At 60.6% G+C, this 14288-nt stretch carries 14 protein-coding genes; all 14 read left to right on the top strand.

Annotation, left to right across the window (positions count from 1 at the left end; genetic code table 11):
• Positions 1-65: 65 nt before the first annotated feature.
• The gene (locus QQL85_RS13200) at positions 66-995 is read left to right on the top strand and encodes a chemotaxis protein CheV (protein ID WP_010955104.1); all 930 of its coding nucleotides are present in this window, start codon (positions 66-68) and stop codon (positions 993-995) included.
• 51 nt (positions 996-1046) lie between these two features.
• Positions 1047-1874, top strand: a complete 828-nt coding sequence (cheR, locus tag QQL85_RS13195; protein ID WP_004575768.1) for a protein-glutamate O-methyltransferase CheR — start codon at positions 1047-1049, stop codon at positions 1872-1874.
• A gap of 367 nt (positions 1875-2241) precedes the next feature.
• Positions 2242-2652: a flagellar basal body rod protein FlgB gene (gene flgB, locus QQL85_RS13190; RefSeq protein ID WP_016711821.1), complete on the top strand. Its 411-nt coding sequence runs from the start codon at positions 2242-2244 to the stop codon at positions 2650-2652.
• Between the two features lie 2 nt (positions 2653-2654).
• Positions 2655-3098 (top strand): flagellar basal body rod protein FlgC, encoded by a 444-nt coding sequence (flgC, locus tag QQL85_RS13185; protein WP_027609421.1) that lies wholly within the window; start codon positions 2655-2657, stop codon positions 3096-3098.
• 15 nt (positions 3099-3113) lie between these two features.
• Positions 3114-3818 (top strand): flagellar hook assembly protein FlgD, encoded by a 705-nt coding sequence (gene flgD, locus QQL85_RS13180; protein ID WP_284354027.1) that lies wholly within the window; start codon positions 3114-3116, stop codon positions 3816-3818.
• 31 nt (positions 3819-3849) lie between these two features.
• On the top strand, positions 3850-5604 hold the full coding sequence (locus QQL85_RS13175; RefSeq protein ID WP_284354026.1) for a flagellar hook-basal body complex protein: 1755 nt from the start codon (positions 3850-3852) through the stop codon (positions 5602-5604).
• A 72-nt stretch (positions 5605-5676) separates the two neighbouring features.
• Complete coding sequence (locus tag QQL85_RS13170; protein WP_284354025.1) at positions 5677-5865, top strand: hypothetical protein; 189 nt, start codon at positions 5677-5679, stop codon at positions 5863-5865.
• 206 nt (positions 5866-6071) lie between these two features.
• Positions 6072-6812, top strand: a complete 741-nt coding sequence (locus QQL85_RS13165; RefSeq protein WP_284354024.1) for a flagellar basal body rod protein FlgF — start codon at positions 6072-6074, stop codon at positions 6810-6812.
• A gap of 48 nt (positions 6813-6860) precedes the next feature.
• Positions 6861-7646 carry a flagellar basal-body rod protein FlgG gene (gene flgG, locus QQL85_RS13160; RefSeq protein WP_012051601.1) on the top strand — a complete coding sequence of 262 codons (786 nt, stop codon included), beginning with the start codon at positions 6861-6863 and terminating at the stop codon, positions 7644-7646.
• Between the two features lie 36 nt (positions 7647-7682).
• On the top strand, positions 7683-8378 hold the full coding sequence (gene flgH, locus QQL85_RS13155) for a flagellar basal body L-ring protein FlgH (RefSeq protein WP_060500738.1): 696 nt from the start codon (positions 7683-7685) through the stop codon (positions 8376-8378).
• A gap of 12 nt (positions 8379-8390) precedes the next feature.
• The gene (locus QQL85_RS13150) at positions 8391-9500 is read left to right on the top strand and encodes a flagellar basal body P-ring protein FlgI (protein ID WP_027609424.1); all 1110 of its coding nucleotides are present in this window, start codon (positions 8391-8393) and stop codon (positions 9498-9500) included.
• 11 nt (positions 9501-9511) lie between these two features.
• A complete protein-coding gene (gene flgJ / locus QQL85_RS13145) occupies positions 9512-10666 on the top strand; it encodes a flagellar assembly peptidoglycan hydrolase FlgJ (RefSeq protein ID WP_284354023.1) in 1155 nt (384 codons plus the stop codon).
• Positions 10667-10678: 12 nt separating this feature from the next.
• Complete coding sequence (gene flgK / locus QQL85_RS13140) at positions 10679-12709, top strand: flagellar hook-associated protein FlgK (RefSeq protein ID WP_284354022.1); 2031 nt, start codon at positions 10679-10681, stop codon at positions 12707-12709.
• Between the two features lie 12 nt (positions 12710-12721).
• A complete protein-coding gene (locus QQL85_RS13135; RefSeq protein ID WP_284354021.1) occupies positions 12722-14287 on the top strand; it encodes a flagellar hook-associated protein 3 in 1566 nt (521 codons plus the stop codon).
• Position 14288: the final 1 nt, after the last annotated feature.

The following is a 14288-nucleotide window of genomic DNA, read 5'->3' as shown; positions in this document are numbered from 1 at the left end:
AGCAAAGCCCGTGCCGACTCGCTACCTGAGTTGCAACGAAAGGCTGAAAGATTAAGGAGTCTGGCATGGCGGGTGTTATGGATTCGGTCAACCAGCGCACGCAGCTGGTGGGGCAGAATCGCCTGGAATTGCTGCTGTTTCGCCTCAACGGTGAGCAGCTTTACGGCATCAACGTGTTCAAGGTCAGGGAAGTGCTGCAATGCCCTGCGCTGACCCTGCTGCCCAAGGCGCACCCGGTGGTGCGCGGCGTTGCCAACATTCGCGGGGCGACCATCCCGATCCTCGACTTGTCGATGGCTACCGGATTGCGGCCGCTGCAGGAAGACACGCGCAACAGCTTCGTGATCATCACCGAGTACAACACCAAGACCCAGGGCTTCCTGGTGCACTCGGTGGAGCGCATCGTCAACATGAACTGGGAAGAGATCCATCCGCCACCCAAGGGTACCGGCCGTGACCACTATCTGACAGCGGTCACTCGGGTGGATAACCGGATGGTCGAGATCATCGATGTGGAGAAGGTGCTGGCTGAAGTATCGCCGTCGTCCGAATCGGTATCGGCTGGGGTGATCGACGCCGAAGTGCAGGACAAGGCCGTGCTGATGCGGGTGTTGACCGTCGACGATTCGTCGGTGGCGCGCAAGCAGGTCAGCCGCTGCCTGCAGACCGTGGGCGTGGAGGTGGTGGCGCTCAATGACGGCCGACAGGCCCTGAACTACCTGCGCCAGCTGGTGGACGAGGGCAAAAAGCCGGAAGAAGAGTTCCTGATGATGATCTCGGACATTGAAATGCCGGAAATGGACGGCTATACGCTAACGGCGGAGATCCGAAGCGACCCGCGCATGCAAAAATTGCACATCTGCCTGCATACTTCGCTTTCCGGGGTGTTCAACCAGGCAATGGTCAAGAAGGTCGGTGCCGATGACTTCCTGGCCAAGTTCAAGCCGGACGACCTGGCCCAGCGGGTGGTCGACCGGATCAAGGCAGCGCATTGAAGCAGTCGGGGGCAGGCCCCCGGCACCAGTGATTGAAAAGAGGCGGCAGTAGTGTCTACGGGTAATTTGGATTTCGAACAGTTCCGGGTATTCCTGGAGAAAGCCTGTGGCATCCTGCTGGGCGAGAATAAGCAGTACCTGGTTTCCAGCCGTCTCAACAAGCTGATGGAACAACAGGGCATCAAGAGCCTGGGCGAGCTGGTACAGCGCATCCAGGCCCAGCCGCGCGGCGGTTTGCGCGAGCAGGTGGTGGACGCCATGACCACCAACGAGACCCTGTGGTTTCGCGATACCTACCCGTTCGAGGTGCTGAAGAACAAGGTGATCCCCGAGTTCATCCGCAACAACCCCGGCCAGCGCCTGCGCATGTGGTCGGCGGCCTGTTCGTCGGGGCAGGAGCCGTATTCCATCTCGATGGCCATCGATGAGTTCGAGCGCAGCAACCTGGGCCAGCTGAAGATGGGCGCGCAGATTGTGGCCACCGACCTCTCAGGTACCATGCTTACCAACTGCAAGACCGGTGAGTACGACAGCCTGGCGATTGCCCGCGGCCTGTCGCAGGAGCGCCTGCAACGCTATTTCGACCCCAAGGGGCCGGGGCGCTGGGCGGTGAAGCCGGCCATTCGCAGCCGCGTCGAGTTCCGCTCGTTCAACCTGCTCGACAGCTATGCCAGCCTGGGCAAGTTCGACATCGTGTTCTGTCGTAACGTGCTGATCTACTTCTCGGCGCAGGTGAAGAAGGACATCCTGCTGCGTATTCACAGCACCCTGAAGCCGGGTGGCTATCTGTTCCTGGGGGCCTCGGAGGCGCTGAACGGGCTGCCGGACCATTACCAGATGGTCCAGTGCAGCCCGGGGATCATCTACCAGGCCAAGTAAACACAAAGGCCGGCAGCGAAAGTTGCCGGCCTTTTGTTTGCCTGCTCCGGCCTCTTCGCGGGTGAACCCGCTCCCACAGGTACCGCACCAGACTCGAAAGCTGTGCAGACCCCTGTGGGAGCGGGTTTACCCGCGAAGAGGCCGGTACTGGAGAAACACTGACGTCAATTTTTTGTTTTGCCGCTTTTGCCGCCCGGCAATTGCCGCTTTCGCCGCCCAAGGCGGAAGGCCTTTGCCGCTTTTCTGGCATCACCCTGACAGCACGCTACCTTGAAAGCCCATGTTTCCGGGCTTTACGCTCGTTGGCACAACCCTTGCTATACCTTGCTCAACGAAATTCCGGTCAACCTTTGAAGGTTTCCCCGACATGAGCATCAGCTTCGACAAGGCGCTTGGTATCCACGAAAAGGCACTGGGCTTCCGCGCCCAGCGCGCTGAAGTGCTGGCCAACAACATCGCCAACGCCGACACGCCCAACTACAAGGCGCGTGACATGGACTTTTCTTCGGTGCTCGCCGCCGAAACCAGCAAGCAGCAAAGCGGCCGCTTCGCCATGGACCGTACCAACAGCCGGCACATCGAAGCTGAAGGCCTCGCCATCGCCGCTGATGACACCCTCAAGTACCGCACGCCGCTGCAGCCGTCGATCGATCAGAACACCGTGGACGCGCAGATCGAGCAATCGAACTACACCGAAAACGCCATTGGCTTCCAGGCCAGTTTCACATTGCTCAACAGTAAATTCAAAGGGCTGGTTTCCGCCCTGCGGGGAGAATGACCATGTCCCTTTCCAGTGTTTTCAACATTGCCGGTAGCGGCATGAGCGCGCAAAACACGCGCCTGAACACCGTGGCGTCCAACATCGCCAACGCCGAGACCGTGTCTTCGAGCATCGACCAGACTTACCGCGCTCGCCACCCGGTGTTCGCCACCACCTTCCAGGACGCACAGGCCGGCAGCAGCCAGTCGCTGTTCGAAGATCAGGGCGAGGCAGGGCAGGGCGTGCAGGTAAAAGGCATCGTCGAAGACCAGAGCACCCTTGAGGCACGCTACGAGCCAAACCACCCGGCGGCGAACAAGGACGGCTACGTCTACTACCCGAACGTCAATGTGGTCGAAGAGATGGCTGACATGATTTCTGCCAGTCGCGCGTTCCAGACCAACGCCGAGCTGATGAACACGGCCAAGACCATGATGCAGAAAGTCCTGACCCTGGGGCAGTGATAAGGAATTCAGACCATGGCAATCGATACTAACGGTGTGAACCTCAATGACGTGTTGTCGGCGTCGGGCGTAGGTACCAGCACGAAAAAGACCACGGACACCGCATCCAAGACCGGCAACGACTCGCTCGGCAAAGATGCCTTCCTGCAGTTGCTGGTCACCCAGATGCAGCACCAGAACCCGCTGGATCCGCAGGATAACGGCGAGTTCGTTGCCCAGTTGGCGCAGTTCAGCAGCCTGGAAGGTATTACCTCGCTGAACGACTCGGTCAGCTCCATCACTAGTGCCATGGCTTCGTCCCAGGCGCTTCAGGCATCGTCGCTGGTGGGGCGGTCGGTGGTGGTTCAGAACGACAAGGCCGTGGTTGACACCGCTGAAAGCTTCAATGCCCAGTTCGTCGTGCCCCAGGCCATCAGTGACGCGAAGATCACCATCAAGGACAAGGACGGCAACACGGTCAAGACCATCGAGTTGGGCGAGCAGAAAGCCGGCTATGCCGACTTTATCTGGGACGGTACCAACAGCAGTGGCGAGAAGGTGGACCCAGGCACCTATACCTTCACCGCAAGCACCACCGTCGATGGCAAGGCGGTGCAAATGAGCACGCTGTTGCCGGCCAAGGTAACCAGCGTCAGCTTCAGTGCCTCAGGCGAAATGGTGCTCAACCTTGCCGGTGTAGGCAAGGTCTCCCTCTCCGACGTGCAAACCATCGGTATCTAAGGCCCGCTAAAGCGGCAAAAGGAGCGAATTCATGTCTTTCAATATCGGCCTTAGCGGTCTGTACGCAGCCAACAAACAACTGGATGTCACCGGCAACAACATCGCCAACGTCAATACCACGGGGTTCAAGTCCTCGCGTGCCGAGTTCGCGGATGTTTATGCGGGTGCCAACCGCCTGGGCGTGGGCAAGAACCAGGTGGGCAATGGTGTGCGGCTGGCAGCCATTTCCCAGCAATTCACCCAGGGTGATGTGAACACCACGGGCAACGTGCTGGACATGGGTATCCAGGGGCAGGGCTTCTTCGTGCTGTCTGACAACGGCTCGAAGGTTTACACGCGGGCGGGTTCTTTCCAGCCTAGCAAGGACAACTTCGTCGAGACCTCCGATGGCCTGCGCCTGCAAGGTTACATGGCGGATGCCACCGGCAAGATCCAGAAAAGCGGCCTGACCGACCTGAAAATCGACACATCGGCATTGCAGCCCAAACCGACCTCGTTGATCGATCAGGGTATCAACCTGAACTCCTCGGCGGCCTCGATTCCTTTCCTGGTGTATGACAACACCAAGCCGCCGGCCATGGCTGCGTTCGACCCTGCGGACCCAAGCACTTATCAGCGCTCCAGCACCAGTACCGTGCTGGATGCTGATGGTGTTCAGCACGAAGTGCAGCAGTACTACCGCAAGACCGATACCAACGAGTGGACCATGTACACGCTGGTCGATGGTCGCAACCCGTTCGACCCGGCCAGTACCACCCCGTTGGCCGGCACCATCAACTACAACAGTGATGGCACCATCAGCTCCATGCTGGCCGACACCACGGGTGTGCCAAGTGGTGCGTCGTTCACGGTCAGCAATGGTGCATTTGCCATGACCGGCTGGGTGCCGGCCGCTCAGGATGCCAATGGTGACTGGGTTGCCAGTGGCGCGGCAGGTACCAATCAGACGCTGGGTGTTACCTCGCCAGCCTTGGTGGCAAACAAGCCGTTCGACCCTTCTGACGATACGACCTATACCCGCTCGTTCCCGACCAAGGTGTATGACAGTCAGGGCAACGAACACACCATGGAGCAGTTCTACCGCAAGACGGGTACCAACGAGTGGACCATGTACACCCTCGTTGACGGGCGTAACCCGTTCAATCCGGGGAGTACAGAACCGCTGGTGGGCACGATCGCGTTCAACAGCGATGGTTCGGTCAACTCGATGACAGCCGACAACACAGGTCATCCGGCGGGCACCTCGTTCACGGTCGTCAACAATACCTTCAGCATGATTGGCTGGGTGCCGGCAGCTGAAGATGCTTCGGGTAACTGGAGTGCCAATGGTGCGGTGGGCGATGCTGCCGGCATGAAAATGTCGATGGCCAGCACCACCTCCTACAACACTGAAACTGCGCGCATGTCGCAGTCCCAGGACGGTTATGCCACGGGCATCCTGTCCAACCTGAGCATCGACGCGACGGGCGTATTGTTCGCCACCTTCAGCAACGGCCAATCCCGAGCCATTGGCCAGGTAGCGCTGGCGAGTTTCGCCAACGAGCAGGGCCTGCAGCAAATCGGCAGTACCCGTTGGACCGAGACCTACAACTCTGGCATTCCGGGTATCGATTCGCCGAAAACCGGTACCTTGGGTGCGATCGAGTCCAACTCGCTGGAAGGCTCCAACGTCAACCTCACGCAGGAGCTGGTTGATCTGATCAAGGCGCAAAGCTACTACCAGGCGAACGCCAAGACCATTTCGACCGAAAGCACCGTCATGCAGACCATCATTCAGATGACGTGATCGTCATTGTTTGAGTGCGTTCAGGCGAACCCCTTTCTCGTGAAGGGGTTCGTTGTTTTTGCAGGAGGGGTGATGAAAAAGCTGCTTGTCGGGGTGCTGGTCGCATTTTTTCTCTGTCAGTTGCAGGCGGCGCCAGCGCCGTACTGGCGATGGGAAAGCCTTGTGGATGGGCGTCTGGTGTGTTCGCAGTGGTCGCCAGGTGAAGGCTGGAGGCGCTTTGCCGGGCCCTACAACAATGCGCGTTGCCGTGACCTGCCGTAGGCACAGGTTTGCCTGCAAACCGAAGCCGCTTTGCCGTCAGCGGCAATGCGGCGCCGGATAACCGGCGGCTGTCACCGTCCGGGCTTTCTCAACTGCCCGTATTCATGGGCTTTTTCGTGCTTTTGGCGAGTTGGTTCGGAACTTGCTTTAGCCCCTGTAGAGCAACGGCGAACGGCAAACGGCCGCCAGTGCAATGGAGAATGATTGTGGACAAGATGCTTTATGTGGCCATGACCGGGGCCAGCCAGAACGCGCTGGCGCAGAAGGCGCATGCCAACAACCTGGCCAACCTTTCTACCAATGGTTTTCAGCGTGACCTTGAGCAAGCGCGCTCGATGCCGGTGTTCGGTGACAGCTTTCCGGCGCGTGCCTTTGCCATGACCGAGCGCCCGGGCACTGACTTCAGTGAAGGCCCGATGGTGGAAACCGGCCGTGATCTGGATGTGACCGTGAGTGGTAGCGGTTTTATCGCCGTGCAAGCGCCAGATGGCAGTGAAGCGTATGTGCGCACCGGCAGCCTGAACATCGACGCCCTCGGGGTGTTGCGTGCCGGCAACGGTATGCCTGTGCTCGGCAACGGTGGCCCCATTGCCATCCCGCCAGAGCAGAAGGTCGAAGTCGGCTCCGACGGTACCATCAGCATCCGCTCCATGGGTGAAGACCCGCGCGTGATGGCGGAGGTCGACCGCATCAAGCTGGTCAACCCCGACACCAAAGGCCTGACCAAAGGCCAGGACGGGTTGATTCACACCACGTCCGGCCAACCCGCCGATGCCGACGTCAACGTGCGGGTGGTATCAGGCTTCCTGCAGGGCAGCAACGTCAATGCTGTCGAGGAGATGACCTCTGTGCTGGCGCTGTCCCGCCAGTTCGAACTGCACGTCAAGATGATGAGCGCGGCCAAGGAAGGCGATGAAGCCATGGCGCGTGTTTTGCAACTCGGCTAACCACATTTGAACGGGTGCCGTAAATCAGGCGCACGAGGAGAACACTAAATGCTTCCGGCTCTCTGGGTCGCTAAAACCGGCCTGTCCGCACAGGACACCAACCTGACGGTCATCTCCAACAACCTGGCCAACGTCTCGACCACCGGCTTCAAACGTGATCGTGCCGAATTCCAGGACCTGCTGTACCAGATCAAGCGTCAGCCAGGCGCGCAGTCTACCCAGGACAGCGAGCTGCCGTCGGGCCTGCAGGTGGGTACCGGTGTGCGCATTGTCGGCACGCAGAAAAACTTCCAGACCGGCAGCTTGCAGACCACGGAAAACCCGTTGGACATGGCCGTCAATGGCCGTGGTTTCTTCCAGATCCTGCAGCCTGACGGCACCGTCTCCTACACCCGCGACGGTACGTTCCACCTGAACTCCGACGGCCAGATCGTCAACGCCGATGGCCTGGCGCTGGAACCTGCCATCGTGGTCCCGAACGACGCCCAGACCTTCACCGTCGGCCAGGACGGCACCGTGTCGATCACCACCGCCGGCAACCCGGCTGCGCAGGTCATCGGCAATATTCAGACCGCCGACTTCATCAACCCGGCTGGCCTGCAGGCGATGGGTAACAACCTGTTCCTGGAAACCGCCGCCAGTGGTGCGCCGCAGGTCGGCACCCCAGGCCTCAACGGCTTTGGCACTACCCTGCAGCAGACGCTGGAAAACTCCAACGTCAGCACGGTGGAAGAGCTGGTGAACATGATCACCACCCAGCGTGCCTACGAGATGAACTCCAAGGTCATCTCCACTGCTGACCAGATGCTGTCGTTCGTTACTCAGCAGCTCTAAGTCCTGTCGCTTCGTTACACCCGTGAGGTATGCATCATGAATCGTCTGTTGTCCGTGTTCGCCCTGGGGGGGGCGGTGTTGCTGGCAGGTTGCGTCGGTCCGACGCCCAAGCCCAACGACCCGTACTATGCGCCGGTCCTGCCGCGCACCCCATTGCCGGCAGCGGCCAACAACGGTTCGATCTACCAGGCCGGTTTCGAGCAGAACCTGTACAGCGACCGCAAGGCGTTCCGGGTGGGTGACATCATCACCATCACGCTCAACGAGCGCACGTCCGCCAGCAAGAACGCGGGCTCGCAGATCGCCAAGACCAGCAAGACCGACATCGGCCTGACGTCGCTGTTCGGCACCACGCCCAACACCAACAACCCGTTCGGTGGTGGCGACCTTTCGCTGGAGGCTGGTTACAGCGGTGATCGCGCCACCAAGGGCGACAGCAAGGCCACCCAGGGCAACACCTTGACGGGCTCCATCACCGTCACCGTGGCCGAAGTGCTGCCCAACGGCATCATCGCCGTGCGTGGCGAGAAGTGGCTGACCCTGAACACTGGCGAAGAGCTGGTGCGAATTGCCGGCATGATCCGCGCTGACGATATCGCCACTGACAACACCGTGCCGTCCACCCGTGTGGCCGACGCGCGCATCACCTACTCCGGCACCGGCTCGTTCGCCGATGCCAGCCAGCCCGGGTGGCTGGACCGCTTCTTCATCAGCCCGCTTTGGCCTTTCTGAGTACGGATGACCATGTTCAACGTGAGGCAGCTGATTGCCACAACCCTGCTCTTGTCCTGTGCGTTCGCTGCCCAGGCCGAGCGCCTGAAGGACATCGCCAGCATCTCTGGCGTGCGTTCCAACCAGTTGATCGGTTACGGCCTGGTGGTGGGGCTGAATGGCACGGGTGACCAAACCACCCAGACGCCATTCACCCTGCAAACCTTCAACAACATGCTGTCGCAATTCGGCATCAAGGTGCCGGCCGGTTCCGGCAACGTGCAGCTGAAGAACGTTGCAGCGGTGTCGGTGCATGCCGACCTGCCGGCGTTCGCCAAGCCTGGCCAGGTGGTGGACATTACCGTTTCCTCGATTGGTAACTCCAAGAGCCTGCGCGGCGGCAGCCTGTTGATGACCCCGCTCAAGGGGATCGACGGCAACGTCTACGCCATCGCCCAGGGTAACCTGGTGGTCGGCGGCTTTGACGCGGAGGGCCGTGACGGTTCGAAGATCACCGTCAACGTTCCGTCGGCCGGCCGTATTCCGGGGGGTGCCAGTGTCGAGCGTGCAGTGCCGAGCGGCTTCAACCAGGGTAATACCCTGACCCTGAACCTCAATCGCCCCGACTTCACCACCGCCAAGCGTATCGTCGACAAGGTCAACGACCTGCTTGGCCCGGGTGTGGCGCAGGCCGTGGACGGTGGTTCGGTGCGGGTCAGTGCGCCGATGGACCCAAGCCAGCGGGTGGATTACCTGTCGATCCTGGAAAACCTTGAAATCGACCCGGGCCAGGCCGTGGCCAAGGTGATCATCAACTCGCGCACCGGCACCATCGTCATCGGCCAGAACGTCAAGGTGTCGCCGGCAGCGGTCACCCATGGCAGCCTGACCGTGACCATTACCGAAGACCCGATCGTCAGCCAGCCTGGACCGTTCTCCAATGGCCAGACCGCCGTGGTGCCACGTTCGCGGGTCAATGCCGAGCAAGAAGCCAAGCCCATGTTCAAGTTCGGCCCGGGCACCACGCTGGATGAAATCGTCCGCGCGGTGAACCAGGTGGGTGCAGCGCCTGGCGACCTGATGGCGATCCTCGAAGCCCTGAAACAGGCCGGCGCCTTGCAGGCCGACCTGATCGTGATCTGAGGACGGCGCGGATGAACAGCAAAAGCCTGGTTTCCGGCAGTGCCGACAGCGGTGCCTACACCGACCTCAATCGCCTGAGTTCGCTCAAGCATGGCGACCGCGACAGCGACGCCAATGTGCGCAAGGTGGCCCAGGAGTTCGAGTCGCTGTTCATCAGCGAGATGCTCAAGGCCTCCCGCAAGGCCAGCGACGTGCTGGCTGACGACAACCCGATGAACACCGAAACGGTGAAGCAGTACCGTGACATGTATGACCAGCAACTGGCTGTGAGCATGTCGCGCGAAGGGGGCGGTATCGGGCTGCAGGATGTGCTGGTGCGCCAGCTGTCGAAGCACAAGGCCAGCCCGGCCAGCACCAGCCCGTTTCCACGTATCGAGGGCAGCGCCCCGGCGTTATGGGGCAACAAGGTGGCCGAGCCCGCGCATGCCACCCCGTCGACCGCCACTCGCAACGACGTCGCTGCACTCAACTCGCGTCGTCTGGCGCTGCCGAGCAAACTCACCGACCGCCTGCTGGCCGGCATCGTGCCGTCGGCGGCCACTGCAAATACCGCCACCGTGCCTGCCCGTGACGGCCAGCAAGTGGCCAAGGCCTTCGCCGTGCCGGACAACGGCCTGCGCATCGTCGGCCGCGCCGTGGCCCAGCCACCGCTGGCGCCGAACAAAGCCTTTGGCGACAGCGATGAATTCGTCGCGACGATGCTGCCGATGGCCGAACAGGCGGCCAAGCGTATTGGTATCGACCCGCGCTACCTGGTGGCCCAGGCCGCACTGGAAACCGGGTGGGGCAAGTCGGTCATGCGCAACACCGACGGCAGCAGCAGCCACAACCTGTTCGGCATCAAAGCCACTGGCAGCTGGGACGGCGGTGAGGCGAGGGCGATTACCAGCGAGTACCGTGATGGCCAGTTCGTCAAGGAGACGGCAGCGTTCCGTTCGTACGATTCCTACCAGGACAGCTTCCATGATCTGGTCAGCTTGTTGCAGAACAATGCGCGCTATCAAGATGCAGTGAAAGCCGCCGATAAACCTGAGCAGTTCGTGCAAGAGTTGCAGAAGGCCGGGTACGCCACCGACCCGAATTACGCCAGCAAGATCTCGCAGATCGCAAGACAGATGAAGTCGTACGAGCACTACGCAATGCTCGGTACCGCAACAAAACTTTAAAGGTAAAAAAGCATGGCGAGTCTGATCAACATTGGTATGTCGGGGCTGGGTGCCGCGCAATCGGGGATGTATACCCTTGGTAACAACATCGCCAACGCCGATGTCGAAAGCTACTCGCGCCAGCAGAACGTGCAGAAGACCAAGGGCGGGCAACAAGTCGGCCAGGTGTTCATTGGCACGGGTACCACGTTGGCGGACGTGCGCCGGGTGTACAACGCGTTCATCGAGAACCAGCTGCGCACGACCACCTCGCTGAGCAGTGAGGCGTCCTCCTACCTGGACCAGATCACACCGCTGGATACCTCGCTGTCCAGTAGCGATACCGGCATCACCGCCGCGCTGCAGAGCTTTTTCACCTCCATGCAGGATGCGGCGTCCAAGCCAACCGAAGACGCTTCGCGCCAGCTGTTGCTGACCAGCTCACAGTCTCTGGCCAAGCGTTTCAACACCTTGTCGTCGCAGTTGAATCAGCAGCTGAGCAATATCAACAGCAACATGACGGCGATCACCGACCAGATCAACAACCTGACCAAGACCATCGCCGGGTTGAATGAGCAAATCACCCGCGTGGGTGCTGTCTCGGGCCAGCCCAACGATTTGCTGGACCAGCGTGACGGCGCCGTGCGTGAGCTGAACAAGCTGATCGGTACGGATGTGGTCGAGCGTGACGGCACCTACGATATCTACCTCAAGAACGGCCAGGCGCTGGTGCTGGGCAATACCACCCAGACGGTAGGTGTGGAGCCTACGGCGAGCGACCCGGGCCGTTTGAGCCTGGTGCTCAACCGTGGCTCGACCAAAATGGACATCACCAGCAGCGCCACCGGAGGCGAGCTGGGTGGGTTGATCCGTTACCGCAGCGAAACCCTTGATCCTGCGCTTAACGAGCTTGGGCGCGTGGCCCTGGTGGTGGCCGACCAGATCAATCGTCAGCTGGCCCAGGGCATCGACAAGGATGGCAATTTTGGCGCCACCCTGTTTGGCGACATCAACAGCGCCAAGGCCATGAGTGAGCGTAGCGTGGCCAAACTGGGCAATAGCATCGGGTCCGGCAATCTGGATGTCAGCATCAAGGACACCGGCAAGCTGACCACCAGCGACTACCAGGTGACCTTCACCAGCGCCACGGGCTACAGCGTGCGCAAGCTGCCGGAAGGCACCGAGATGGGCAGCTACGACCTCAACGACACGCCACCGCCGGTCATCGATGGCTTTACCTTGTCGCTCAATGGTGGCGGTTTGAGTGCTGGCGACAGTTTCAAGATCACACCCACTCGCAACGCGGCCGCCAGTATCGAGACGGTCCTCACCGACCCCAAACGCCTGGCGCTGGCGTCACCACTGACCGCCACCAACGGTGCCGGCAACAAGGGCACCGGGGTGATCACCCAGCCGACCCTGACCTCGCAGCTGGACATCTACGATGCCACGCAGCGTTCGCAGTTGCAGGCAGGCCTGAAGAATTCCACCCCGGTCAAGCTGGTGTTCGGTGACGAAACCACTTCGCCCCAGGCTTACAAGCTGTACGACGCCAAGGGTACGGAAATCGGCAGCGGCACCATCGTGCCGGGCCAGGAGAACAAGCTGAAGCTGTCGGTGCCGATGGTCGATGGCAGCGGCAATGCGACAGGTAGCAGCTTTACCTTCGAAATGAGCGTTTCCGGCGCGCCGCAGAATGGCGACAGCTACACCGTGGCGCTGACGGGGGCAGGCTCGGCCGACAACCGCAACGCCCAGTCGGTGATCGACCTTCAGACCAAATCCACGGTTGAAGTGGGGGCTAACGGCAAGGGCATCAGCTTTACCGATGCCTATGCCAAGCTGGTTTCAAACGTTGGCGGCAAGGCCGGTCAGGCGGAAATGGACAGTGATGCCACCAATGCGCTGCACAGTTCTGCGCTGGAAAGCCGCAACAGTCTTTCAGGGGTGTCGGTCGATGAAGAGGTCGGCAACCTGGTCAAGTTCCAGCAGTACTACACCGCGTCGTCGCAGATCATCAAGGCGGCACAGGAAACCTTCACCACCTTGATCAATGCTCTTTAAGGAGGCGTAGACATGCGCATTTCCACTTCGCAGTTCTACAGCAGCAACAGCGCCAACTACCAGCGCAGCTTCTCCAACCTCGACAAGACTCGGCAAGAGGCCTCTGACGGCATTCGGGTGCGTCGGGGGGCTGACGATCCGGTAGGCGCGGCGCGTCTGCTGCAACTGCAGCAGCAACAGAACATGCTCGACCAGTACACCCGCAACGTCACCAATGTGCGCAACGCCCTGGGCACCGCAGAAAGCACGCTGAATGCGATTGGCACTATCTTGCAACGGGTCAATGAGTTGGCCGTCAGTTCGGGTAACGCCGGTTTCACCGATGCAGACCGCAAGGCCAATGCCACCGAGCTGGCGTCGCTGGAGGACCAGCTGTTCTCGCTGATGAACAGCAAGGATGAAAGCGGTGCGTACCTGTTCTCGGGGTCCAAAGGCGATACGCCGCCTTATGTGCGTAATGCCGATGGCACTTATACCTACCAGGGCGACCAGGGCAAATTGAACCTGCAAGTCGGTGACATGCTCACCCTGGCAGCCAACGAGACTGGCTACGATGCGTTCGAGCAAGCGCTCAACACCAGCCGCAGCGAAACCAGTCTGGTGTCGCCGGCCACCGATGATGGTCGGGTCAACTTGTCCAATGGCCAGGTGAGCGGTAGTGCAACATACAACGACCGCTTCCGCAGCGGTGAGCCCTACACCATCGAGTTCACCAGCAGCACCCAGTTCAAGATCACCGATGCCGAAGGCAAAGACGTGACACTGGAAGCCAGCCAGGGGGGCACCTTCGACCCCAGTGGCAAGAACACGACGATCAATTTCCGTGGTGTTGACCTGCGCCTGGACATCACCCTCAAGGAGGGCGATGCAACCGACCCTGACGCGGCCATTGCCGGCCATGTCTTCAGCCTGAGCTCCAAGGCAGATGAAATCACCGGCACGCGTAGTGCAGGCAACAGCTCGTCGGCCCAGGTGACGGGCGCGACCATCACCGATGCGGAAAAGTACAAGGCGGCGTTCCCTGAGGGTGCTGTACTGAAGTTCACCAGTGCTACCGAGTTCGAGCTCTATGCCTCCCCCGTGAGCGCCGACAGCAAACCGATCTCCAAGGGCACGCTCAGTGGCAACACGGCGACCGCAATGGGGGTCGAGTTCACGCTTTCGGACACGCCGAGCGCAGGCGACAGCTTTGGCATCAAGGTCGACACGCACCAGACCCAGAACGTCCTCGATACCATCAGCCAGTTGCGCGCGGCGCTGGCTACCCCGGTCGATAACGACCCCGTGGCCAGGCAGAACTTCCTGGCATCGCTGGACTCGGCGATTGGCAACATCGCCAGCGCCACCAACCAGGTCAGTTCCTCTGTTTCGTCGATTGGTGGTCGTGGCCAGGCGATCGATGTGCAAGTGGAAACCAATGAGGCCCTGAGTGGCGAAAACGCCAAGACCCAGAGCTCGATTCGTGAGAGCGATCCGGCCGAAGTGATGATTCGCCTTCAGATGCAATCCAACATGTTGCAGGCCTCGTTGCAGGCCTACGCCAAGATTGCCGGTCTCTCACTGGTCAATTACATCTGAT

This window comes from Pseudomonas putida (assembly GCF_030159595.1).
Lineage (GTDB): Bacteria > Pseudomonadota > Gammaproteobacteria > Pseudomonadales > Pseudomonadaceae > Aquipseudomonas > Aquipseudomonas putida_AC.
This window is presented reverse-complemented; position numbering and strand designations above follow the sequence as displayed.